This window comes from Pseudomonas sp. NA-150, from assembly GCF_044336365.1.
Classification (GTDB): Bacteria; Pseudomonadota; Gammaproteobacteria; order Pseudomonadales; family Pseudomonadaceae; genus Aquipseudomonas.
Genome location: NZ_CP172305.1, coordinates 6,312,953 through 6,337,588 on the forward strand (window position 1 = coordinate 6,312,953; position 24,636 = coordinate 6,337,588).

Genomic DNA, 24,636 nt, shown 5'->3' on the forward strand with positions numbered 1-24,636 from the left:
TCATTAGCCTCTAAGCTGATCCACCAGGGCGCGGTAATCCGCTCCGAGGGTGGCCTGTAAAACTTCTTTTGGATAATCGGCAGTCACCACGGCTTCGCCGATCCGCTTCAGCAGGACCAGGCGCAGGCGGCCATCGATTACTTTCTTGTCTATCGCCATGTGTTCGAGGAAATGCTCTTCGGTCATGTCTTGCGGCGGTACAACCGGTAACCCGGCACGCTGGAACAGGCGAATCCCGCGATCACGCTCCTGCTGGGTGATCCAACCGAGGCGCGCGGACATCTCCAGCGCCATCACCGTACCGGCAGCGACGGCCTCACCGTGCAACCACACACCGTAGCCCATGTGGGTTTCGATGGCGTGACCGAAGGTATGGCCGAGGTTGAGGGTAGCCCGCACGCCGGTTTCGCGCTCATCGGCGCCCACCACCGCAGCCTTGGCCGCACAGGATCGCTCGATGGCAACGGTCAACGCCGCCTGATCGAGGGCACGCAACTGATCGACGTTCTCTTCCAGCCAGGTCAGGAACGGCTCATCGCAGATCAGGCCGTATTTGATGACTTCAGCCAGACCCGCCGACAGCTCGCGCTCAGGCAGTGTGTTGAGCGACAGGGTATCGATGAGCACCGCGTTGGGCTGATAAAACGCGCCGACCATGTTCTTGCCCAGCGGGTGATTGATCCCGGTCTTGCCGCCCACCGACGAATCGACCTGCGACAGCAGGGTGGTCGGGATCTGAATGAAATCCACGCCACGTTGATAGCAGGCAGCGGCGAAGCCCGCCATATCGCCAATCACACCGCCACCAAGGGCGATGACCGTCGTACGGCGGTCATGACGTGCGGTGAGCAGGGCGTCGAAAATGGTTTGCAGGGTTTCCCAGTTCTTGAAGGCCTCACCATCGGGGAGGATGACAGGCAACACATTGAAAGTGCTCAGCGTGCGGGTCAAACGCTCAAGGTAAAGCGGAGCAACCGTTACATTGGAAACAATTGCCACCTGCCGTCCGGCAATGTGCGGCGCCAGCAGCTCGGGTTTGTCCAGCAAACCTTCGCCAATGTAAATCGGATAGCTTCGTTCGCCCAGCTCGACCGTAAGTGTCTGCATGTGTCCCCACACTGATAAAGAGTGCGCTTGTCGCGTCATCTCTGAGCTTTGGTTAAAAAATGCTCTGCTTAAAAAATCAAGGCAGCCATAACAATCATGGCCTTACGCCATACTTCGACGCTATTTTATTAATCACCGAGGATAGCGTATTTCTGCCCATGCTTTAACGGGGAGGCAACTCTGCGAGCCGCGCGAGGATTTCCAGAACCACCATGCGCGGAGGTCGCTCATCGGTCTCGATCACCACATCAGCGATTTCCCGGTACAGCGGATCACGGATTTCCAGCAGTTCGCGTAGCACGCGCGCCGGATCGGCCGTACGCAGCAAAGGACGATTGCGGTCACGAGCGGTGCGCCCTACTTGCTGCTCCACCGAAGCATGCAAATAAATCACGCGGCCACCTGCATGCAAGGCCTGGCGGTTTTCACTGCGCATGACTGCGCCGCCACCCGTCGCCAACACCACGCCGTCGGCCGCACACAACTCAGCGATCATCGCCTGCTCGCGATCACGAAAGCCCGGCTCACCTTCTTTGTCGAAGATCCACGGGATATTGGCGCCGGTGCGCAGTTCAATTTCCTTGTCGGAGTCTTTGAACGGCAACCGCAGCTCTTTGGCAAGCAAGCGACCGATGGTGCTTTTACCCGCCCCCATCGGCCCTACAAGTATTAAATTTCGCACAGAATCAACGACTCACAGCAACCGCCTGGTTATTCATGATACGCGGAGTGAGGAACACCAGCAGCTCGGATTTAGCTTCCGAAACTACGTCGCGCCGGAAAAGGCGGCCAACATACGGCACATCGCCCAAGAATGGCACCTTTTCAACGGTTTTACTTTGCGTATTGGAGAACACACCACCAATTACGATGGTCTCGCCGTCCGATACCAGCACCTTGGCGTTCACTTCGTTTTTCTTGATCGGAGGCACACCTAGCACCGTGTTCACATAATCCGGCTCATCCTTGGTGACTTTCACTTCCATGATGATCCGGTTGTCCGGGGTGATTTGCGGCGTCACCTCCAGCGATAACGCCGCCTCTTTGAAGGACACTGACGTCGCACCGCTGGAGCTGGCTTCCTGATACGGAACCTCGGTGCCTTTGAGGATTTTCGCGGTTTCCTTGTCGGAGGTGACCACTTTCGGTTGCGAGACGACTTCACCGTTGCCGGTCTTCTCCATCGCACTGAGCTGCAGATCCAGCAGGATGTTGTCGGTCAGGAACGAGACACCGATCCCGGAGGTAGCGTTGGCGGCGCCCAAGTCGACGTAGGGAGAGTTGGTGTTCGGCGTGACCCCGCTAGGCGTAGTCACCTGGCTGTTACCGGCAACGGTCCACTTGCCGCTGCCGTCACGGTTGGTCGAACCGCCCCACTGCACGCCGAGCGCCTTGTCGTAGCCGACGTTGGCTTCGACGATACGGGCTTCGATCATCACCTGACGTACCGGGATGTCCAGCTGCGAGACGATACGACGCAACTCGTCGAGACGATCCTGCGTCTGGTAGGCAATGATGTTATTGGTCCGCTCATCGACGGTGATCGACCCACGTTCCTCGGTTTTCGCTTCAGCACTGGTCACCGACTGGAACAGTTTGGCGATGTCGGCGGCCTTGGCGTAGTTCACTTGCAACAACTCGCGACGCAGTGGCGCCAATTCGGCAATCTGCTTCAACGACTCCAGTTCCTGACGTTCACGGGCAGCGATCTCGTCAGCCGGCGCCACCAGCAACACGTTGCCGATCTTGCGCTTGTCCAGGCCTTTGGTTTTCAGCACCAGGTCCAGCGCTTGATCCCATGGCACGTTTTGCAGGCGCAGGGTGATCCCGCCTTGAACGGTGTCACTGGCGACCAGGTTGAGGTTGGTGAAGTCCGCAATCAGTTGCAGCACCGAGCGGACGTCGATGTCCTGGAAGTTCAGCGACAGCTTTTCCCCGGTGTAGATCAGCTTGTCGGCGTTACGCCGCTCGACGTCTTCCGAGGTCAACGGCCGCACACTGATGGTCAGCTTGTTGTCGGTCTGGTAGGCCGAATAATCGAAGGCGCCGCTGGGTTCAATGTTGATGCTGGCCTTGTCACCCGCAGCGCTGGCGGTGACGAACTGCACCGGAGTGGCGAAGTCCTTGACGTCCAGGCGCACGCGCAGAGGGTCTGGCAGCACGGTTTTGGCGAAGTCGACACGAATCTTGCCGCCTTGCTCCTGGATGTCGGGCGCGATGCCCGAATCGCTCAGCTCGATGACGACGTTACCCTCGCCCAATTCACCGCGCTGGAAGTCGATATTCTTGATCGCCTTGCCCACCGCCACGCGAGGCTTGGCTGGCGCCACGGCCGGAACCGAGACGCGCGCGGCACCGGCAGCGGTGGTTGGTTGCGAGCGCTGGGCGGTTGAAGCGCCCTGCCCGACCACCACAAACAGGTTATTACCCTCGACCCGCGTGCTATACGGGGCCAGCGCTGTCATGTTGATGATGACTCGCGTGCGGTCCTTGGCTTCGACCACCACCAGGCTACGGGCGTTGCCCACACTCAGGTCGCGGGTCTTGGTTGCCAACTGGCTGGTGACACCCGGCAGGTCCAGGGCGATTCGCGCCGGCTGCTCGGTGGTATAGCCATGCGGTGCCGGAATCGGACCGTCAAACGTCAGCTTTAACTCGACGCGATCTCCAGGCAACGCCGCGACATCCAGCGTCTTAAGATTGGCCGCCTGGAGCATCGGCGAAACCATCGCTACCCAGAGCGAAATGCCGATAACCGAGAAAATCCTAGTCATTATCAATTTCCGTTGTGCTGACCCGAGGGTGTTTTGCATACGCTGCCCACCCCTTGCTATGAGTGTTCTTTGAGGGAAATACTGCGTGGCCGCTCTAGCCAGGCACCCTCTCCATCGGGAACGATTTCGATAACATCGACTTGCGCACCAGTGATCGACACAATGCGCCCGTGATTACGCCCCAGGTAATCACCGACCTTGACCCGATACACCCCGCCCGCGCCTTTCATCAATGCAAAGGTTCCGGAGGTGTTGGCCATCGTGCCGACCATTTCAAACTGCTCGATGTTGAAACCTTCGAGGAATTGCTTGACCCGCGTTTCATCCGGCTTGACCTGCTTCGAACCGTGCTGACGGGCGGCTAGATCAATCTTGATCGGCGGCTGAAACGGGCTACGAAGTGCCGCCGCGCTATAAGTGAACGCTTCATAGGGGCGAAACTTGGGCAGCGGCTCGATCACACCGGTAGGACGCGCGCGAACCTCATTCATATAGGCCTGCAGGTCACTGAACTGGTTGTCGTTGTCGCAACCGGCCAGGCTGAGCAAGGCCACACTGATGCACAGCAGTCCACCAGCCCTCATTTCTGCAGCCCTTTCTCGTTATAGCGGTAAGTCTTGGCCAGGATGCTCATGCGGAGTTTCTGCGTGTTGCCGGCCTCGACCGGCTTCAACTCGAAATCATGCAACGTCACGATGCGCGGCAAGCTGGCAACGCCACTGACGAAGGTCGCCAGGTCGTGGTAAGCGCCCGTCACTGTTATCTGAATCGGCAACTCGATGTAAAACTGTTGGGTGACTTCCGGCAGCAATTTGATTTCTTCGAACTCCAGGCCACTCCCCAGGCCGGTGCGCGTGATGTCTTCCAGCAAGCCCGGAACTTCGGTATCGCCCGGCAACTGCCGCAACAGGGCGCCGAAGGAGTTTTCCATCTCCTTCATTTGCACCTTGTAGGCCTCCAGGTTTGCCGCCTGGAACGCCTTGGTGGCGAACTGACCCTTGAGTGTCTCTTCAGTCGCCCGTGACAGATCGAGCTGCGTTTGCAGGTCCTTCAGGTAAAAGTTGTAGCCCAGGGCCAACACCAGAACCATCACCAGCACACCGGCGATGGTTTTCACCGCTGCCGGCCATGAGCCGAGGTTGTTCAGATCGAGGTCGTTGATATCAATTTTGCGCAGGCCGTCCAGCCATTCTCTTGGATTCATGGCTTGACTCCTTCAACCGGCGGCTGCGTCTGGCGAACCGTCAACTGGAAGGTGTTCGCCTGATCCAGAGCGCCCGCCGTCGTGGCTTTGACCTCGGTCAGACTGGGCGCGTCCAGCCAGTCGGATGCATCCAGGTTTCGCATCAGATCCGAGACTCGGTTGTTGGATTCCGCGGCCCCACTGATGCTGATGAGCTTGTCGGTCATTTTGACGCTGCTGAAATACACACCATCAGGGAGGGTTCGCGCCAGCTGATCGAAAACCCGCCCAATAATCGGGCGGTTTCCTTGTAAGTCCTGGATGATCTTCATCCGTTCCAGCAACTGTTTGCGGCGTGCCTTCAGCTCGCTGATGTCCTTGATTCGCACATCCAGCAGGGCAATTTCCTTCTGGATGTAGGCGTTACGCGCGGTCTGATGCTCGATGGAGCTGCTGATGTACTGATCGCCGAGAAAGATCGCGCCACACGCAACCACCAGAACGCCGACCAGCGCCGTCAGAAAACGCTTCTTTCGCTCTTCCCGTAGCTGTTCGCGCCAGGGTAATAGGTTAATCCGCGCCATTTAGTCGAAACTCCTTAGCGCGAGACCACAAGCAATCATCAAGGCCGGCGCATCGCTGGCCAGAGCCCCTGCGTTGACTTTGCTGCTTAGCGCCATATCGGCGAAAGGGTTCGCTACCAGGGTGGGCGTGCCGATGCGCTGCTGAATCAAATGATCCAGACCGGCGATCGAAGCGGTGCCGCCCGCCAGCATGATGTAATCCACGGTGTTGTACTGACCGGCAGCGAAGAAGAACTGCAGTGAACGCGATACCTGCTGTACCACCGCGTCCTTGAACGGTTGCAGCACTTCAGTGACGTAGTCGTCGGGCAGACCGCCTTGTTTTTTTGCCAGACCGGCCTCTTCCATCACCAGACCGTAGCGACGCTGAATTTCTTCGGTCAGCTGACGGCCGCCGAACAATTGTTCGCGGGTGTAGATGATCCGGCCTTTGTGCAGAACGCTCAGGGTGGTCATGGTCGCGCCGATGTCGACCACCGCCACCGTCAGTTGCTCGTGATCGTGCCCCAACTGTGCCGAGAGCAGGCCGAACGAGCGTTCCAGTGCATACGCTTCGACATCCACGACCTTGGCGGTCAAGCCGGCCAACGCCAGGGCCGCCTCGCGCACTTCGACGTTTTCCTTGCGGCAGGCAGCGAGCAAGACTTCAACGCGCTCGGGATTGCGCGCCGAATAGCCTTGCACTTCAAAATCGATGGCGACTTCTTCGAGGGGGTATGGGATGTACTGGTCAGCTTCGATCTTCAGCTGATTTTCCATGTCGTCGTCCGACAGGCCGGCGTCCATCTCGATGGTCTTGGTGATCACGGCTGAGCCAGCGACGGCGACAGCAACGCTTTTGGCGCTGGTTTTGGCCTTTATCAGCAGTCGTGACAAGGCATGGCCAACCCCGTCGAGGTCAGCAATGTTTTTTTCGACCACAGCGTTGGCTGGCAGCGGTTCGACCGCATAGGACTCAACTTTGTAGCGGGTGCCGGAGCGACTCAATTCAAGGAGTTTTACCGAGGTGGAGCTAATATCGATCCCTAGAAGGGTATTGGCCTTCTTACTGAAGAGTTCGAACACAACCGATTCCCTATGAGTTTCCGTCACTTGCGGATTATTTGGTGCCTGAATCTCGCGCCATCTGTCCAGACAGTAGCGCAAATAACGCTCGGACACGAAAAATGCTTATAATGCCCAGCGTTTTTTTCGTAAAGACAAGCTTCCAGGCGTGCCCATTTTTTTGCTGCCGTCGCTTAACTCATTCTTTTTTCTGGAAATCCAAAAGCCTTGATACGCCTGCTGAAGTTTTTCTGGTGGTCATTCGTCGCTGTGTTCTGCGGGCTGTTGCTCGTTTTGAGCGGTGTCTTCCTTTATCTGACCCCCGGTCTGCCGTCCGTGGATGCGCTGAGAAGCATTCAGCTACAGATTCCGCTGCGGGTCTATAGCAGCGATGGCAAATTGATCGCGGAATTTGGCGAAATGCGCCGTTCGCCGATCCGTTTCGCCGACATCCCGCCGAACTTCATCAACGCCCTGCTCTCGGCCGAAGACGACAACTTCGCCAATCACTATGGCGTCGACCCCAGCAGCCTGGTGCGCGCAGCCTCGCAATTGGTGAAAAGCGGCCATATTCAGTCGGGCGGCAGCACGATCACCATGCAGGTCGCGAAAAACTTCTTCCTGACCAGCGAAAGAAGTTTTTCCCGCAAAACCAACGAAATTCTTCTGGCCCTGGAGATCGAACGGCAGTTGACCAAGGACGAGATCCTTGAGCTGTACGTGAACAAGATCTACCTGGGTAACCGCGCTTACGGTATTGAAGCCGCAGCGCAGGTGTATTACGGCAAATCGATTCGCGACGTGAGCATCGCGCAGATGGCGATGATCGCCGGCCTGCCGAAAGCACCGTCACGCTTCAACCCATTGGCCAACCCGGTCCGCGCCAAAGAGCGTCGCGACTGGATCCTCGGCCGCATGTACAAATTGGGCAAGATCGACGAAAACGCTTACCAGACCGCACTGGCTGAGCCGATCAATGCCAGCTACCACGTGCCGACGCCTGAAGTGAACGCACCGTACATCGCCGAAATGGCGCGCGCCGAGATGGTCGGCCGCTACGGCAGCGAAGCCTACACCGAAGGCTTCCGCGTCACCACGACGGTCCCAAGCGATCGCCAGGAAGATGCCAACACCGCCGTGCAGGAAGGCTTGATTGCCTACGACCAGCGCCACGGCTATCGCGGCCCCGAAACCCGCCTGGCCGGCAAGACCCGCGAAGCCTGGGTCCAGGAGCTGATCAAACAGCGGACCATCAGCGGACTTGAACCTGCCATCGTCACCCAGACCGACAAAAACGGCCTGCATGTCCTGACCCACAACGGCGAGAAAGAAGAACTCGTGCCGTGGGACAGCATGAAATGGGCGCGACCGTACCTGAACACCAACAGCTTGGGTAAAGTCCCTGTGCAGCCGTCTGACGTCGCACAAGTTGGCGATCTGATTCGCGTGCAGCGTCAAGCCAATGGATCGTTGAAATTCAGCCAGATCCCGACCGCTCAAAGTGCGCTGGTGTCGCTGGATCCGCAAAACGGTGCAATCCGCGCGCTGGTCGGCGGTTTCGCCTTCGAACAGAGCAACTACAACCGCGCCCTGCAGGCCAAGCGTCAACCGGGTTCGAGCTTCAAGCCGTTCCTCTACTCGGCTGCGCTGGACAATGGCTATACCGCTTCCAGCCTGGTCAACGACGCCCCGATCGTGTTTGTCGATGAGTACCTGGACAAGGTCTGGCGTCCGAAGAACGACACCAACACCTTCCTCGGTCCGATTCGCTTGCGTGAAGCGCTGTACAAGTCGCGTAACCTGGTGTCGATCCGCCTGCTGCAAGCACTGGGTGTCGACACCGCGATCAACTACATCACCCGCTTCGGCTTCAACAAGCAGGACTTGCCGCGCAACCTGTCGCTGGCCCTGGGCACCGCGACGCTGACGCCGATGGAAATTGCTACCGGCTGGAGCACCTTCGCCAACGGTGGTTACAAAATTACGCCGTACCTGATCCAGCGCATCGAGAACCGTGATGGCGCGACCCTGTTCGTCGCCAACCCGCCGAGCGTGCCGGCCAACGATGGCAAGACCGCGGTGGACACCTCGACCTTCGCCGTCAAGGACACGCCGATCGTAGCCTCGACCTCAGCAATGGCAAACTCGACGACACCCTCAGTGCCTGCCGCCACCGACCCTTCGCAGCCTCAAGCTCCGGCAGTGGCCGAGCGCATCGTCGACGGCCGCACGACCTTCATCCTCAACAGCATGCTGCAGGACGTGATCAAGAAAGGCACGGGCCGCCGCGCCCTGTCGATGAACCGTCCGGACATCGCTGGCAAGACCGGTACTACCAACGACTCCAAGGACGCCTGGTTCACCGGGTATAACGCGGACTACATCACCAGCGTCTGGACCGGTTTCGACCAGCCGGAAAGCCTGGGTCGCCAGGAGTTCGGCGGCACCGTGGCACTGCCGATCTGGATGAACTACATGAGCGCCGCGCTGAAAGACAAGCCGCCGCATGTCCAGGCCGAACCGGAAGGCATCCTCAGCCTGCGGGTCGATCCGATCAGCGGCCGCGCTGCGACACCGGGCACGCCGAACGCGTATTTCGAACTCTTCAAAAGCGAAGACACACCGCCAAGCGTGAACGAGATTGGTGGCAGCGGCACCGGGCCGAACAGCCCGCTGCCAGCGGATGAGTCAGCTCCGATCGATCTGTTCTAGGGGCTACAGGCAATCCTGTAGGAGCAGGCTGTGAACCAACGGCCGGAAGGCCGTTCCGGCCTTATCGCAGCCTTCGGCAGCTCCTACAGGCAATAAAAAACCCTGGCTAATGGCCAGGGTTTTTTTATGGGCTAAACAGCCTTAGCCGTTGAACACTTCATCCACGCTTTTCAGCGGGTAGTGCTTCGGATACGGCAGGGTCGCCACGCCGGTCTCGATGGCGGCCTTGGCCACGGCATCGGAGATCACGCCCAGCAGACGCGCATCCATTGGTTTCGGGATGATGTACTCACGACCGAATTCCAGCTTGATGCCGCCGTAGGCGTCGCAGACTTCCTGAGGAACCGGCAGCTTGGCCAGTTCGCGCAGAGCGTTGGCCGCAGCGATTTTCATCTCTTCGTTGATGCGCTTGGCGCGAACGTCCAGAGCACCACGGAAGATGAACGGGAAGCCCAGCACGTTGTTCACCTGGTTCGGATAGTCCGAACGGCCGGTGGCCATGATCACGTCGCTGCGAGTAGCGTGAGCCAGCTCTGGCTTGATCTCCGGATCAGGGTTCGAGCAGGCGAACACGATTGGGTCTTTAGCCATCAGTTGCAGGTTTTCAGCGCTCAGCAGGTTCGGACCGGACAGACCCACGAACACGTCAGCACCGTGCAGGGCGTCAGTCAGCGTGCGTTTGTCAGTAGCGTGGGCGAATACCGCTTTGTACTGGTTCAGGTCGTCACGGCCGGAGTGGATCACGCCGGTACGGTCGATCATGAAGATGTTTTCGATTTTCGCGCCCATGCTCACCAGCAACTTCATGCAGGAGATGGCCGCAGCGCCAGCGCCCAGGCAAACGATTTTCGCCGTTTCCAGGGATTTGCCAACGATTTCCAGAGCGTTGATCATGCCGGCGGCGGTCACGATGGCGGTGCCGTGCTGGTCATCGTGGAACACTGGAATGTCGCACTGTTCGATCAGCGCTTTCTCGATTTCGAAGCACTCAGGTGCCTTGATGTCTTCGAGGTTGATACCACCGAAGGTGATCGAGATGCGTTTGACGGTGTCGATGAATGCTTGCGGGCTTTCGGCATCGACTTCGATGTCGAAAACATCAATTCCGGCGAAGCGTTTGAACAGCACGCCTTTGCCTTCCATCACTGGCTTGGAGGCCAATGGGCCCAGATCACCCAGGCCGAGAATCGCGGTGCCGTTGGAAATAACTGCTACCAGGTTTCCTTTGCCGGTGTACTTGTAGGCAAGTTCAGGGTCACGGGCAATTTCGCGCACAGGCTCGGCGACACCAGGGCTATAAGCTAGGGCCAGGTCGCGGGCGGTTGCGGTAGGTTTGGTCAGCTCGACGCTCAGTTTTCCCGGGCGTGGATTGGCATGGTATTCGAGAGCGGCAGTTTTCAAATCTGACATGTGGGCATTCCGCTTTTTTTCTGTGGGACAGACGGACCGACGAGGATACGCAAGAAGGAAAGTCCTAACAAGACTGTCCGGTCACTTGTGTCAAGGCCTCGGCCCTACGACTTTACGCCAAGAGCCCCGGAACACAAGGGCCTCACTGTGCACAATAAAAAAGAAAACTGTCTACAATTTTTATCAGTCAGGAACAGTCAACATCGCCGGGTGCGTCAGCGGCAGCATCCAACGTGCCTGCCCCGCCTTCAATCCACCACGACGCGACCGATCAACCACCCAGCCGCGGGCCTCGATGGACTTGCCCTGCAAGCGCTCGAGGCGGGAAACATCGAATTGAGCGACTAAATCAGGAGCGATGCGTAGCACCAGCGAATCCTGCAACTCGATCCACAGCCCGCCACCGTTTCGCTGCACGCGAGTGACTTTCCCGGAGATCAGGGCGAAACCGCTGTCGTTGATTTTGCCTACAGGCTGCACTGGCGAATTCCGCCAAACACCCAGACCCGCCTGACGCGCACTGCGTTCGGCGGCCTGCTGGCAATCGAGCAAGGTGACATTCGGCGTAATCGCCACTTGATAGCCCAAGCCTTCGGCCAACAGTTGCGCTTCGAGGTTGTTACCTTGGCGGCCATAGAGGTTGGCCAGGGTTCGACCGTAATGATCTTTTGGCTCCCGGCCGAGCAATACGCCGACCCGGCCACCGTTCTCGTCCACCAGACTTTGCAGGCGACGCTTGGCCGCGTCGGCAAACGGTTCTGAGGAGCGGCCTTTCTTGCCTAACTCGGGAGCATTGAGACCAATCATGCGCACGCTGCGACCATCACTCAGCCGCACGGTGTCGCCGTCGACCACCCGCTGCACGCCAACCACCGGGACGTTTTCAGGTGCCGGGCACAGCGCATTCGCCGCCGACAGCCAAATCGCAGACATAAAAAAGGCGCCCGCGAGGGACGCCCTTTTAAGCAGCCTGGAGCAGTCGATACGACTTACCAGAGCGGCCAATCTTACTCTGCAGCAGGAGCTTTGGTAGCGCCGAAAGCACCGAAGCGCGACTTGAACTTGTCGACACGGCCGCCAACGTCCAGGGTCTTCTGCTTACCGGTGTAGAACGGGTGGCATTCGTTGCACACGTCCAGGCTCAGTGGCTTAGCCAGAGTAGAACGGGTTTTGATGACATTGCCGCAGCTGCAGGTTGCGTCAATGGCTTCGTAAACTGGATGGATATCAGCTTTCATTGGTATTTCCTCGGACTAGCGTGCCGCCACTCAACACTATTGCTGAATACCGCACGGAATTAGGCCGCGAATAGTACCAGACATTGCAAATCACGCAAGCGGACCTTTAGACCGGTCGTCTGCTAAGATCCCCGCTTCGTCACAGACCGTTACAGAGAACCCACCGCGTGCCCGACGCCATTTTGCGCCTCGCCCTGCCCTCCCCCCTCAGACGCCTCTTCGACTATCGCGCTCCCGCCGGAGTCGTGGGTAGCGCACTGCAGCCAGGGATGCGCGTGCGGGTGCCATTTGGCCGCCGCGAGATGATCGGCATTCTGGTGGAGATCGCTGACCACAGTGAAGTCCCGGCAGAAAAACTCAAGCCAGCCCTGGCCATTCTCGACAGCCAGGCGCCGCTACCGCCGGCGCTGTTCAAGCTGTGCCTGTGGACCGCGCAGTATTATCAGCACAGCCTTGGCGACACCCTGAACTGGGCCTTGCCGGTGCTGCTGCGTCAGGGCGAACCGGCGGAATCGCGTCAGGAACGCTTCTGGCAAGTCGCTCCCGGCGCTCGCCTCGACGACCCGCGTATCGCCCGCGCACCCAAGCAGCGCGAAGCCTTGACCACGCTGGGCCAACACCCGCACGGCGTGGCGCATCAGTTGCTCGGCAAATTGATGCTGAACCGCGAGAGCCTGAACCTGTTGCTGGCCAAGGACATGGTTCAGGTCGAAGTCCGCCGCCACGCGCCCACCGAACGCCACGAGCGCTGGCTGGCCCAGCCGGAACTGCCGCTGAACCCGGAACAACGTGCCGCCTATGAGGCGATTCGCGCCGGTTTCGACAGCTTTCATGCGTTTTTGCTGGCGGGTGTCACGGGCAGCGGCAAGACCGAAGTTTATCTGCAACTGATCCGTGAAACCCTGGAAGCCGGCAAACAGGCGCTGGTGTTGATCCCGGAGATCAACCTCGGCCCGCAAACCCTGGCGCGCTTCGAACAGCGCTTCAACGCGCGCATCGCCCTGGTGCATTCGGCGGTCAATGACCGGGATCGTCTGGACGCGTGGCTGGCTGCACGCGACGGCGAGGCTGACATCATTATCGGCACACGCTCCGCGCTGTTCACCCCGATGAAAAATCCCGGCTTGATCATCATCGATGAAGAACACGACGGCTCTTATAAGCAGCAGGAAGGTCTGCGCTACCACGCCCGCGACCTGGCACTGGTCCGCGCCCGGCAGGAAAACATTCCGATTGTGCTGGGCTCGGCGACGCCTTCACTGGAAAGCTTGCACAACGCCTACACCGGTCGCTATGGCCTGCTGCGCCTGAATCAGCGCGCTGGTGGCGCACAGCAGCCTCGCTTCCTGCGACTGGACGTGAAAAGTCGGCCATTGGATAGCGGCATTTCCGGGCCGATGCAGCAAGCCATCGCCCAAACTCTGGCGGCTGGCCAGCAAGTACTGGTGTTTCTCAACCGCCGCGGCTTTGCGCCGACGCTGCTGTGTCATGACTGTGGCTGGCTGTCGGGGTGCCCGCGTTGCGATGCGCGAATGACCGTGCACCAGCGTCATGGCGAGTTACGTTGCCATCACTGCGGCTATTCCGAACGCACCCCACGCCACTGCCCGTCCTGCGGAAAAGTCGATTTGCGCCCGGTAGGCGCGGGCACCGAGCGCGCCGAGGAACGACTGGGGATTCTGTTTCCGGACTATCCGGTGCTGCGGGTCGACCGTGACAGCACCTCGCGCAAGGACGCGATGAACACTTTGTTCGCCACCATCCAGCGCGGCCAGCCGTGCATATTGGTCGGCACGCAGATGCTCGCCAAAGGGCATCACTTCCCACGCGTAACGCTGGTGTCGATTCTGGATGCCGATGGCGGCCTGTTTTCCGGTGACTTCCGCGCCAGCGAGCGTATGGCGCAGTTGATCGTGCAGGTCGCGGGGAGGGCCGGACGCGCTGAAGAACCGGGCAGAGTGATCATCCAGACCCACCTCGCCGACCACCCGCTATTGATTCAACTGACCGAACAGGGCTACTTCGCCTTCGCCGAACAGGCCCTGAGCGAGCGCCGGGCTGCCGGGCTGCCACCTTTCTCGCATCTGGCGTTGTTGCGGGCCGAAGCACACAAGCCGGGGCAAGCCGAAAGCTTCCTCGACAGCGCCTGCACAGAGGCCGAACACCTGCTGGCCGAGATGAATCTGCAAGGCATCGAACTTTTGGGCCCGGTACCGGCTCCGATGGAACGACGCGCCGGTCGTTATCGTGCGCAGTTGTTGCTGCAAGCCAGCGCCCGGGCGCCGCTGCACAAACTGTTGGCAAGCTGGCTGCTGGTACTGGAGCAGATGCCAAGTGGACGGCAAGTGCGCTGGTCGCTGGATGTTGATCCGGTGGACTTGTACTAGACCCTGCAGGAGCGGGCTTGCCCGCGATCAAACTTGATTCGGTACACCTGATACACCGCTATCGCGGGCAAGCCCGCTCCTACAGGGGATTGGCTAACAACGTAACCGCATGTCCAACATGGTTGGCAAGCCCGCCGTCGCAACGGATAATGCCCAGTTTTTCCACCCGCGCATCCAGGCGCCACCGCGCTTGCGGTCGAAAGAGCAGATCATGAAAGACACTATTCGCCAGATGATCCAACAAGCCCTGACCCAACTCGTCAACGAAGGCGTGCTGCCTGAAGGGCTGACGCCGGCGATTCAGGTCGAAAACGTGCGAGATAAAACCCACGGTGATTTCGCCAGCAACATCGCCATGATGCTGGCCAAGCCGGCTGGCATGAAGCCTCGTGACCTCGCCGAGAAACTGGTGGCGGCATTGCCGGTCGACGCTCAAGTCAGCAAAGTCGAAATCGCCGGCCCGGGCTTCCTCAACTTCTTCCAGAACACCCAGGCCCTGGCTGCACGCCTCGACGCCGCGCTGGCTGACCCGCAGTTGTCAGTGCGCAAGGTTGGCACGCCACAACGGGTGGTGGTCGACCTGTCCGCGCCGAACCTGGCCAAAGAGATGCACGTCGGCCATTTGCGTTCGACCGTGATCGGCGACGGTGTGGCCAATGTCCTGAGTTTCCTCGGCGACACCGTGATCCGCCAGAACCACGTGGGCGATTGGGGCACCCAGTTCGGCATGCTGTTGGCGTATCTGCAAGAAAAGCCGACCACCAGCGACGAACTGTCTGACCTGGAAAACTTCTACCGCGCCGCCAAGCACCGCTTCGACGAGTCCGCAGAGTTCGCCGAGCGCGCCCGTGGCCTGGTAGTCCAGCTGCAAGCTGGCGACGCCGAGTGCCTGGCGCTGTGGGAACGCTTCAAGAACATCTCGCTGTCGCACTGCCAGAGCATTTATGACCGCCTCAACGTCAACCTGACGCCCGCCGACGTGATGGGCGAAAGCGCTTATAACGACGACCTGGCCAATGTGGTCCGCGACCTTGACGCCAAGGGCCTGCTGGTCGAAAGCAATGGCGCGCAGTGCGTGTTCCTCGAAGAATTCAAAACCGCCGAAGGCACGCCGCTGCCCGTCATCGTGCAGAAAGCTGGCGGCGGTTACCTGTATGCCACCACTGACCTGGCCGCCGTGCGCTATCGCAGCAACGTGCTGAAAGCCGATCGCGCGTTGTACTTCGTTGACCAACGCCAGGCCCTGCACTTCCAGCAGGTGTTTGAAGTAGCGCGTCGCGCCGGCTTCGTCACCAACGACATGCAGATGGAACACATGGGCTTCGGCACCATGAACGGCGCCGACGGCCGTCCATTCAAGACCCGCGATGGCGGCACGGTCAAGCTGGTCGATTTGCTCGACGAAGCCCAGGAACGCGCCTACACCCTGGTTAAAGAGAAGAACCCGGACGTCGCCGAAGACGATCTGCGCAGCATTGCCAAGGCTGTAGGTATCAGCGCGGTCAAATACGCCGATCTGTCCAAGCATCGCACCAGCGACTACAGCTTCAACTTCGACCTGATGCTCAGCTTCGAAGGCAATACCGCACCTTACCTGCTGTATGCCTACACTCGGGTCGCCGGCGTGTTCCGCAAGCTGGGCAAACCGTTTGACGAAAGCCTGGGGCAGATCGTGCTCGATACACCGCAGGAACAGGAACTGGCAGCACGCTTGGCGCAGTTTGGCGAAACCTTGAACAACGTCGCCGAAAAAGGCACGCCACACGTATTGTGTGCGTACGTCTATGATCTGGCCGGGCTGTTCTCCAGCTTCTACGAAAACTGCCCGATCCTCAGCGCTGAAAACCCTGAACAACAGCAAAGCCGTCTGCGTCTCGCCGCATTGACCGGTCGCACCCTCAAGCAAGGCCTGGAACTCTTGGGTCTGGAAACTCTGGAGCGCATGTAAGTTGGCTGCCGCGAAAAAACCTGCTCCAAAGCGCGGCGCCAGCCGCTATCAAGCACCGGCAAAGAAGCCGATTCCGGGATGGCTGTGGATGGCAATTGGCCTTACGGTCGGCGCCTTTATCGTTTTCCTGATGAAACTCGAACCCGGCAATACCGAGGTCAAACGGACCAAGGAAGAAGCCAAGGCCGCGAAGATCGCCGAAGCGAACAAGACGCCGCCGAGCCCTCAGGCACCGGCGAAGCCGAAGTACGACTTCTATACCTTGCTGCCGGAATCGGAAGTCATCGTGCCGAACGAAGCCGTGCCGGAGAAAACACCGCCGGTGGTGGCCCCAGTGGCTGCACCGGTCACGCCGGAGCAAGCGGCAAAAATCGATACCACGCGTGCCTTGGCGGCACTCAGTGGTCAAACCCCGCAGCCCGCGCCTACCGTGGCCAAACCGGCACCGGCTACCGTGACCAAGTTCTTCCTGCAAGCAGGCTCGTTCCGAAAACAGGCTGACGCGGACAAAGTGCGGGCGCAGATTATTCTGCTGGGTCAGGCGGTGCAGGTTGAGTCGGGGATGGTCAAGGATGAGACCTGGTATCGGGTACTCGTCGGGCCGTACAGCAACCGTGAACAGCTGACTATCGCGCAGAAACAACTGGCGGGTAGCGGGTTTAGCAACTTGCTGTTACAACAGCGCCAAGGTAAGTAGCGCCACAAGACCTGTAGGAGCCAACCTGTTGGCGAGCGGCTTGACGCGGTGTTCCTGAACCACCGCCTCGCGAACAAGTTCGCTCCTACAGTGTATGGCTCAACCCCCTCCATTCGTCTCCCACAGTTGAAATGCCCATCACCACCCCCATATGAGTTTGCACTAGGGCATTTTCGCCCCGCTGCGTGGAGACTCTCCCCTTGACCACCATCGTTTCAGTGCGCCGTAACGGCAAAGTCGTCATGGCCGGCGACGGCCAGGTTTCGCTCGGCAATACCGTCATGAAAGGCAACGCGAAAAAAGTCCGTCGCCTGTACCACGGCGAAGTGATTGCAGGGTTCGCCGGGGCGACTGCCGACGCCTTCACCCTGTTCGAACGTTTCGAAGGCCAGCTTGAGAAACACCAGGGCCATTTGGTTCGCGCAGCCGTTGAATTGGCTAAAGAATGGCGCACCGACCGCTCCCTCAGCCGCCTCGAAGCCATGCTTGCGGTCGCCAACAAGGACGCCTCGCTGATCATCACCGGTAACGGCGACGTGGTTGAGCCTGAAGATGGTCTGATTGCCATGGGTTCCGGTGGCGCCTACGCTCAAGCGGCGGCCCGGGCGATGCTGCTGAAAACCGACCTGTCGGCTCGCGAAATCGCCGAGACTGCTTTGAATATCGCTGCAGACATTTGCGTGTTCACCAACCACAACATCACCATTGAGGAGCAGGACCTCGCCGAATAAGCCGTTTTCCAGGCCGCTCGCAGCAGCGGCCATGAGCGCTTTTTTTCAGCTAGAGGACCGCCACACATCATGTCTATGACTCCCCGCGAAATCGTCCACGAACTCAACCGCCACATCATTGGCCAGGACGATGCAAAACGCGCCGTCGCCATTGCGTTGCGCAACCGCTGGCGCCGGATGCAGTTGCCTGAAGAGCTGCGCGTCGAAGTGACGCCGAAGAACATCCTGATGATCGGCCCGACCGGTGTCGGTAAAACCGAGATCGCCCGTCGTCTGGCCAAGCTGGCCAACGCGCCGTTCATCAAAGTCGAAGCGACCAAGTTCACCGAAGTGGGTTACGTCGGCCGTGACGTCGAGTCGATCATCCGCGACCTGGCTGACGCCGCGATCAAGCTGCTGCGCGAACAGGAGATGACCAAAGTCCGTCATCGTGCCGAAGACGCCGCCGAAGATCGCATCCTCGATGCCCTGTTGCCACCGGCTCGCGTCGGCTTCAACGAAGACGCCGCGCCAAGCACCGATTCCAACACCCGCCAGCTGTTCCGCAAGCGTCTGCGTGAAGGCCAACTGGACGACAAGGAAATCGAGATCGAAGTCTCCGAGTCGGTGGGTGTCGATATTTCTGCGCCGCCGGGCATGGAAGAGATGACCAACCAACTGCAAAGCCTGTTTGCCAACATGGGCAAGGGCAAGAAGAAAGCCCGCAAGCTCAAGGTCAAGGACGCACTGAAACTGGTACGCGACGAAGAAGCCGGGCGTCTGGTCAACGAAGAAGAGCTGAAAGCCAAGGCGCTGGAAGCCGTTGAACAGAACGGCATCGTGTTCATCGACGAAATCGACAAAGTCGCCAAACGCGGCAACTCCGGTGGCGTTGACGTGTCCCGCGAAGGCGTACAGCGCGACCTGCTGCCGCTGATCGAAGGCTGCACCGTCAACACCAAGCTGGGCATGGTCAAGACCGACCACATCCTGTTCATTGCCTCAGGTGCGTTCCACCTGAGCAAACCGAGCGATCTGGTGCCTGAACTGCAAGGCCGTCTGCCGATCCGTGTCGAGCTCAAGGCCCTCACTCCACAGGACTTCGAGCGCATCCTCAGCGAGCCGCACGCATCGCTGACCGAGCAATACCGCGAGCTGCTGAAGACCGAAGGCTTGAGCATCGAGTTCCTGCCGGACGGCATCAAGCGCGTCGCCGAGATTGCCTGGCAGGTCAACGAGAAGACCGAGAACATCGGCGCCCGTCGCCTGCACACCTTGCTTGAGCGCCTGCTCGAAGAGGTGTCGTTCAGTGCTGGCGACCTGGCCAGTGCACAGGGTGCAGAAACCATCCGCATCGACGCCGACTACGTCAACAGCCACTTGGGCGAACTGGCCAAAGACGAAGATCTCTCGCGCTATATCCTCTAAGAAGCAAGCCTCAAGCTGCAAGCCTCAAGCCGGTTACCTTCCGCTTGCGGCTTGTAGCTTGCAGCTTGTAGGCTGCTCCTCATGACTAAACTTCCCATCGCAATCAATCTGCACAAGGCCTCGAAAACCCTGACGCTGAAATACGCGGCTGACGAGGAATACCGCCTGCCCGCCGAATTCCTGCGGGTGCATTCGCCTTCGGCCGAGGTTCAGGGTCACGGCAACCCGATCCTGCAATTCGGCAAGCTTGGCGTCGGTTTGACCAAGATAGAACCGGCCGGTCAGTACGCACTGAAATTGACCTTCGATGACGGTCATGACAGCGGATTGTTCACTTGGGAATACCTGTACCAATTGGCGCAACGCCAGGAACAATTATGGGACGAATATCTCACCGAACTCAAAGCTGCCGGAAAGACCCGCGACCCTTCCGCGCAAATCGTCAAGCTGATGCTCTAGCTCAACCGTCTGGCCTTTTAGGGCGACCTTTCTAATTCTCTTTGTTTCAATGTCCCTCGCAGAGGCCAACGACTGGCCCTGCTTGCGATTTTTTGAAATCTCGGGTAACCAATGGTTCTGGCAAGCTCCCTGCATTTATCTCATGCAGTTTGAATGCGCACATTTACGTGATGGATGAGGTCTCATCGCTCACGTAAATGTCGAATGGGAAAACCTGGTTTAGCCATCATCGGTAACCCGAGCAGTAGTGCTGGCACTCGCCTGTGTCACTGGTTCACAGGAGTGTTCAGTGCTCGTCTCAGGACAATGGAGCGTCGTAGATGAGTAGCAAGAATGAAGACCTGCAGCGCCAAGCTTCGGAAAACACGCTGGGGCTCAACCCTGTCGTAGGCGTGCGCGGTAAAGATTTAATGTCTACAGCGCGTATGGTTTTAAGCCAAGCCCTCAGGCAGCCCTTTCACAGCGTCAAACACGTCGCTCATTTCGGGCTTGAATTGAAAAACGTGGTGCTCGGCAGGTCGAATCTGGAACCTACCCCCGAAGACCGTCGTTTCGCTGATCCGGCGTGGAGCCAGAACCCCCTTTATCGCCGCTATCTGCAGACTTATCTGGCCTGGCGCAAAGAGCTGCATGACTGGATCGGTGACAGCAATCTGTCCGACAAGAACATCAGCCGCGCGCACTTTGTCATTAACCTGATGACTGAAGCGATGGCGCCGACCAACACCGCCGCCAACCCGGCTGCGGTCAAACGCTTCTTCGAAACCGGCGGCAAAAGTATTCTCGATGGTCTGTCGCACATGGCCAAAGACCTGGTTCACAACGGCGGGATGCCCAGCCAGGTCAACATGGACGCCTTCGAAGTCGGCAAAAGCCTCGGCACCACTGAAGGCTCCGTGGTTTTCCGTAACGATGTGCTGGAGCTGATCCAGTACAAGCCGATCACCGAACAGGTGTTGCAGCGCCCACTGCTGGTGGTGCCGCCGCAGATCAACAAGTTCTACGTGTTTGACCTCAGCCCGGAAAAGAGCCTGGCGCGCTTCTGCCTGCGTGGCAACGTGCAGACCTTCATCGTCAGTTGGCGCAACCCGACCAAGGCGCAGCGCGAGTGGGGTCTGTCGACCTACATCGATGCACTCAAAGAAGCCGTGGATGTGGTCACCGCCATCACCGGCAGCAAAGACGTCAACATGCTTGGCGCCTGCTCGGGCGGTATCACCTGCACTGCGCTGCTGGGTCATTACGCAGCGCTGGGCGAGCAGAAAGTCCATGCCCTGACCCTGCTGGTCAGCGTGCTCGATACCACCCTGGATAACGACGTAGCGCTGTTCGTCGACGAAAAAACCCTGGAGCAGGCCAAGCGCCATTCGTATCAGGCCGGCGTGCTGGAAGGTCGCGACATGGCGAAAATCTTCGCCTGGATGCGCCCCAACGACCTGATCTGGAACTACTGGGTCAACAACTACCTGTTGGGCAATGAGCCACCGGTCTTCGACATCCTGTTCTGGAACAACGACACCACTCGCCTGCCCGCAGCTTTCCACGGCGACTTGATCGAAATGTTCAAGAATAATCCGCTGACCCGCGCCAACGCGCTGGAAGTGAGCGGGACGCCGATCGACCTGAAGCAGATCACCAGCGACGTGTTCTGCCTGGCCGGCACCAATGACCACATCACGCCGTGGGGCGCATGCTACAAGTCCGCACACCTGTTCGGTGGCAAGGTTGAGTTTGTGCTCTCCAGCAGTGGTCACATCCAGAGCATTCTGAACCCGCCGGGCAACCCGAAATCACGTTATATGACCAACCCCGAACTGCCGACCGACGCCAAAGAATGGCAAGAGAACTCGACCAAGCACACCGACTCCTGGTGGCTGCATTGGCACAAGTGGCTTGGCGAGCGTTCGGGTGAGTTGAAAAAATCGCCGAAAGAACTCGGCAACAAGGCTTACCCGGCTGGCGAAGCTGCGCCGGGAACTTACGTACACGAACGCTAGACAATAAAACAGGGCGCTGGTGGATCTCTGGAAGGGCCGCCAGCCTTCGATGCGCGCTCACGTGACGGGCAACACGAGGATGTTCCTCGACCTATCTGGAAAGGCTCAGGACAGCTTTCCCCAGCGGTTTAACCCATAGGGCTTTCACGCATGCCGCAACCGTTTGTTTTTCGCACTGTCGACCTGGATGGCCATACCATCCGAACGGCAGTCCGCCCAGGCAAGAGTCACCTGACGCCGCTGCTGATTTTCAACGGCATTGGCGCCAACCTGGAGCTGGTCTTCCCGTTTGTCGACGCACTGGACCCGGACCTGGAAGTCATTGCTTTCGACGTGCCGGGGGTCGGTGGGTCGTCGACGCCGAACCGGCCTTTCCGTTTTCCGGGGCTGGCCAAACTGACGGCGCGTATGCTCGATTACCTGGATTACGGTCAGGTCAATGTGATTGGGGTGTCCTGGGGTGGAGCACTGGCGCAGCAGTTCGCCTACGACTATCCCGAGCGCTGCAAAAAGCTGGTATTGGCGGCCACGGCCGCAGGTGCGGTGATGGTCCCGGGCAAACCCAAGGTGCTGTGGATGATGGCCAGCCCTCGGCGTTACATCCAGCCGTCCCACGTGATTCGCATTGCACCGGAGATCTACGGCGGCGCCTTCCGTCGGAACCCGAACCTGGCAGCCAACCATGCTGCGAAAGTTCGGTCTACCAGCAAGCTGGGTTACTACTGGCAGCTGTTTGCCGGGCTGGGCTGGACCAGCATTCATTGGCTGCACAAGATCCACCAGCCAACCCTGGTGCTGGCCGGCGACGATGACCCGTTGATCCCATTGATCAATATGCGCCTGCTGGCTTGGCGGATACCCAATGCCCAGCTACACATAATCGACGACGGGCATTTGTTTCTGATCACCCGCGCCGAAGCGGTGGCGCCGATCATCATGAAGTTTCTACAGGAAGAACGGCAGCGCGCGGTCATGCATCCACAACCTGCGCCTGTTACCCGATAAGGGCTTGAGTCACTTGGTTTTTGCTGCCATTGAAAGGAGTTCCACTGACTGCATCCTGGCCGGAGTGCCCACGCGGTGCAGAATGTTCCAGACCTGCCGCGCTGGCGCCCTGTCGACTGACCGTCGCTATGGCGCCTTCGCGGCTGCTGTCTTGAGTACTGAATGTGTTGATGGACTGACGAAGGAGTGTTGCCCCCATGCGAGACAAATCAGCGACGAGCCCGGTGCTGCCAACCCCGGCCAGCTTCATCAACGCGCAAAACGCCATCACCGGCTTGCGGGGCCGGGACCTGCTTTCCACCCTGCGCAGCGTGGCCACTCAAAGCCTGCGCCACCCGGTTCACAGCGCCCGCCACGCCTTGGCGCTGGGCGGCAAACTGGGGCGCGTGTTGCTCGGCGATACTCCCTTCACTCCGAATCCGCATGACGCACGCTTTGCCGATCCGACCTGGCATCAGAATCCTCTTTACCGACGGGGTTTGCAGGCCTACCTGAGCTGGCAGCACCAACTCAAGAGCTGGATCGACGAAAGCGAGATGTCCACCGACGATCGCAACCGCGCGCACTTTCTCTTCTCGCTGCTCAACGATGCGCTGTCACCGTCCAACTCCCTGCTCAACCCGCTGGCGATCAAGGAACTGTATAACTCTGGCGGCAGCAGCGTGATCAAGGGTCTCAGCCACATGGTTGACGACCTGATGCACAACAACGGCCTGCCAAGACAGATCAACCGCGACGCGTTCGAAATTGGCAAGACCGTGGCGACGACGCCTGGCGTGGTGGTGTTTCGCAACGAGATGCTGGAGCTGATGCAGTACCGGCCGATGAGCGAAAAGCAGTACGCCAAGCCGCTGCTGGTAGTGCCGCCACAAATCAACAAGTACTACATTTTCGACCTCAGCCCGCAAAACAGCTTCGTCCAGTACGCGCTGAAGAACGGGCTGCAAGTGTTCATGATCAGTTGGCGCAATCCGGACGTCCGCCATCGGGAATGGGGCCTGTCGAGTTACGTCGAAGCTGTCGAAGAAGCGATGAACGTCACCCGCTCGATCACCGGCAGCCGCGACGTCAACATGATGGGCGCCTGCGCCGGCGGCCTGACCATGGCCGCGTTGCAAGGCCATTTGCAGGCCAAGCGACAACTGCGGCGCATCTCCAGTGCGACCTACCTGGTCAGCTTGCTGGACAGCCAGATCGAAAGCCCGGCGGCCCTGTTTGTCGACGAGCAGACCCTGGAAGCCGCCAAGCGCCGCTCGTACCAGAAAGGTGTGCTCGACGGTCGCGACATGGCAAAGACCTTCGCCTGGATGCGCCCCAATGACCTGATCTGGAACTACTTCGTTAACAACTACTTGTTGGGCAAGGCACCGCCGCCGTTCGACATTCTGTACTGGAACAACGACAGCACCCGTCTGCCGGCGGCGCTGCACGGCGACCTGCTGGACTTCTTCAAGCACAACCCGCTGAGTCATGTCGGCGGCCTGGAAGTCTGCGGCACCCCCATCGACCTGCAGAAGGTCAACGTCGACAGTTTCAGCGTCGGCGGGATCAACGATCACATTACGCCGTGGGACGTGGTGTATCGCTCGACCCTGCTGCTGGGCGGCGATAAGCGCTTCGTGCTATCCAATAGCGGCCATGTGCAAAGCATCCTCAACCCACCGGGCAATCCGAAGTCAAACTTCCTGGAGAGCGGCAAACTGAGCAGCGACCCGCGTGCCTGGTACTACGACGCCAAAACCACCGAAGGCAGTTGGTGGCCGAACTGGCTGGAGTGGATTCAGCAACGCTCGGGCGAACAGAAGGAAACGCTCATGGCCCTTGGCAGCCAGAACTACCCGCCGATGGAGGCTGCGCCGGGGACATATGTGCGCGTCCGCTAAAACACAAATCCCCTGTAGGAGCTAGCAAAGGCTGAGATGCGACCGGAAACCGGTCGCCAAGGTCTGAATC

20 protein-coding genes are annotated in these 24,636 nt (G+C 59.3%); 10 read left to right on the plus strand and 10 right to left on the minus strand.

Features of this window, described 5'->3' with window-relative positions:
• Positions 1-3 precede the first annotated feature (3 nt).
• The 7 genes from aroB to ACF0H7_RS29410 form a co-directional block, all read right to left on the minus strand.
• Positions 4-1,107 (minus strand): 3-dehydroquinate synthase, encoded by a 1,104-nt coding sequence (aroB, locus tag ACF0H7_RS29380; RefSeq protein ID WP_397450298.1) that lies wholly within the window; start codon positions 1,105-1,107, stop codon positions 4-6.
• A 163-nt stretch (positions 1,108-1,270) separates the two neighbouring features.
• Entirely contained in the window at positions 1,271-1,789 is a 519-nt protein-coding gene (gene aroK / locus ACF0H7_RS29385) for a shikimate kinase AroK (RefSeq protein ID WP_397450299.1), read from the minus strand.
• Between the two features lie 4 nt (positions 1,790-1,793).
• On the minus strand, positions 1,794-3,881 hold the full coding sequence (gene pilQ, locus ACF0H7_RS29390; RefSeq protein WP_397450300.1) for a type IV pilus secretin PilQ: 2,088 nt from the start codon (positions 3,879-3,881) through the stop codon (positions 1,794-1,796).
• Between the two features lie 56 nt (positions 3,882-3,937).
• The gene (gene pilP, locus ACF0H7_RS29395; RefSeq protein WP_397450301.1) at positions 3,938-4,465 is read right to left on the minus strand and encodes a type 4a pilus biogenesis lipoprotein PilP; all 528 of its coding nucleotides are present in this window, start codon (positions 4,463-4,465) and stop codon (positions 3,938-3,940) included.
• Entirely contained in the window at positions 4,462-5,085 is a 624-nt protein-coding gene (pilO, locus tag ACF0H7_RS29400; protein ID WP_397450302.1) for a type 4a pilus biogenesis protein PilO, read from the minus strand. The genes pilP and pilO overlap by 4 nt, the downstream gene beginning before the upstream one ends.
• Positions 5,082-5,648, minus strand: coding sequence for a PilN domain-containing protein (locus ACF0H7_RS29405; RefSeq protein ID WP_397450303.1), 567 nt, complete (start codon positions 5,646-5,648; stop codon positions 5,082-5,084). Before ACF0H7_RS29405 ends, pilO begins: the two co-directional genes overlap by 4 nt.
• The gene (locus ACF0H7_RS29410) at positions 5,649-6,713 is read right to left on the minus strand and encodes a pilus assembly protein PilM (RefSeq protein ID WP_397450304.1); all 1,065 of its coding nucleotides are present in this window, start codon (positions 6,711-6,713) and stop codon (positions 5,649-5,651) included.
• 210 nt (positions 6,714-6,923) lie between these two features.
• Here ACF0H7_RS29410 and ACF0H7_RS29415 point away from each other — a divergent pair, with 210 nt between their 5' ends.
• Entirely contained in the window at positions 6,924-9,404 is a 2,481-nt protein-coding gene (locus ACF0H7_RS29415; protein WP_397454062.1) for a penicillin-binding protein 1A, read from the plus strand.
• Between the two features lie 141 nt (positions 9,405-9,545).
• Here the strand turns inward: ACF0H7_RS29415 and ACF0H7_RS29420 are convergent, their stop codons facing one another.
• The 3 genes from ACF0H7_RS29420 to rpmE all read right to left on the minus strand — a co-directional run bounded on the left by ACF0H7_RS29420 (position 9,546) and on the right by rpmE (position 12,052).
• Complete coding sequence (locus ACF0H7_RS29420; protein WP_397450305.1) at positions 9,546-10,814, minus strand: malic enzyme-like NAD(P)-binding protein; 1,269 nt, start codon at positions 10,812-10,814, stop codon at positions 9,546-9,548.
• A 183-nt stretch (positions 10,815-10,997) separates the two neighbouring features.
• Positions 10,998-11,798 (minus strand): thermonuclease family protein, encoded by an 801-nt coding sequence (locus tag ACF0H7_RS29425; RefSeq protein ID WP_397454063.1) that lies wholly within the window; start codon positions 11,796-11,798, stop codon positions 10,998-11,000.
• Between the two features lie 23 nt (positions 11,799-11,821).
• The gene (rpmE, locus tag ACF0H7_RS29430; RefSeq protein WP_255881157.1) at positions 11,822-12,052 is read right to left on the minus strand and encodes a 50S ribosomal protein L31; all 231 of its coding nucleotides are present in this window, start codon (positions 12,050-12,052) and stop codon (positions 11,822-11,824) included.
• Between the two features lie 167 nt (positions 12,053-12,219).
• Here rpmE and ACF0H7_RS29435 point away from each other — a divergent pair, with 167 nt between their 5' ends.
• The 9 genes from ACF0H7_RS29435 (at position 12,220) to phaC (ACF0H7_RS29475) (ending at position 24,566) form a co-directional block, all read left to right on the plus strand.
• On the plus strand, positions 12,220-14,439 hold the full coding sequence (locus ACF0H7_RS29435) for a primosomal protein N' (RefSeq protein ID WP_397450306.1): 2,220 nt from the start codon (positions 12,220-12,222) through the stop codon (positions 14,437-14,439).
• A 211-nt stretch (positions 14,440-14,650) separates the two neighbouring features.
• Positions 14,651-16,387, plus strand: coding sequence for an arginine--tRNA ligase (argS, locus tag ACF0H7_RS29440; protein ID WP_397454064.1), 1,737 nt, complete (start codon positions 14,651-14,653; stop codon positions 16,385-16,387).
• Position 16,388: 1 nt separating this feature from the next.
• Complete coding sequence (locus tag ACF0H7_RS29445) at positions 16,389-17,084, plus strand: SPOR domain-containing protein (RefSeq protein ID WP_397450307.1); 696 nt, start codon at positions 16,389-16,391, stop codon at positions 17,082-17,084.
• A 200-nt stretch (positions 17,085-17,284) separates the two neighbouring features.
• Complete coding sequence (gene hslV / locus ACF0H7_RS29450) at positions 17,285-17,815, plus strand: ATP-dependent protease subunit HslV (RefSeq protein WP_397450308.1); 531 nt, start codon at positions 17,285-17,287, stop codon at positions 17,813-17,815.
• 69 nt (positions 17,816-17,884) lie between these two features.
• Entirely contained in the window at positions 17,885-19,222 is a 1,338-nt protein-coding gene (gene hslU, locus ACF0H7_RS29455; RefSeq protein WP_397450309.1) for an ATP-dependent protease ATPase subunit HslU, read from the plus strand.
• 81 nt (positions 19,223-19,303) lie between these two features.
• On the plus strand, positions 19,304-19,681 hold the full coding sequence (locus tag ACF0H7_RS29460; protein WP_397450310.1) for a gamma-butyrobetaine hydroxylase-like domain-containing protein: 378 nt from the start codon (positions 19,304-19,306) through the stop codon (positions 19,679-19,681).
• Between the two features lie 320 nt (positions 19,682-20,001).
• Positions 20,002-21,678 carry a class II poly(R)-hydroxyalkanoic acid synthase gene (phaC, locus tag ACF0H7_RS29465; RefSeq protein WP_397450311.1) on the plus strand — a complete coding sequence of 559 codons (1,677 nt, stop codon included), beginning with the start codon at positions 20,002-20,004 and terminating at the stop codon, positions 21,676-21,678.
• A gap of 150 nt (positions 21,679-21,828) precedes the next feature.
• Positions 21,829-22,683 carry a poly(3-hydroxyalkanoate) depolymerase gene (gene phaZ, locus ACF0H7_RS29470; RefSeq protein WP_397450312.1) on the plus strand — a complete coding sequence of 285 codons (855 nt, stop codon included), beginning with the start codon at positions 21,829-21,831 and terminating at the stop codon, positions 22,681-22,683.
• 197 nt (positions 22,684-22,880) lie between these two features.
• Positions 22,881-24,566: a class II poly(R)-hydroxyalkanoic acid synthase gene (gene phaC, locus ACF0H7_RS29475; RefSeq protein WP_397450313.1), complete on the plus strand. Its 1,686-nt coding sequence runs from the start codon at positions 22,881-22,883 to the stop codon at positions 24,564-24,566.
• Positions 24,567-24,636 lie beyond the last annotated feature (70 nt).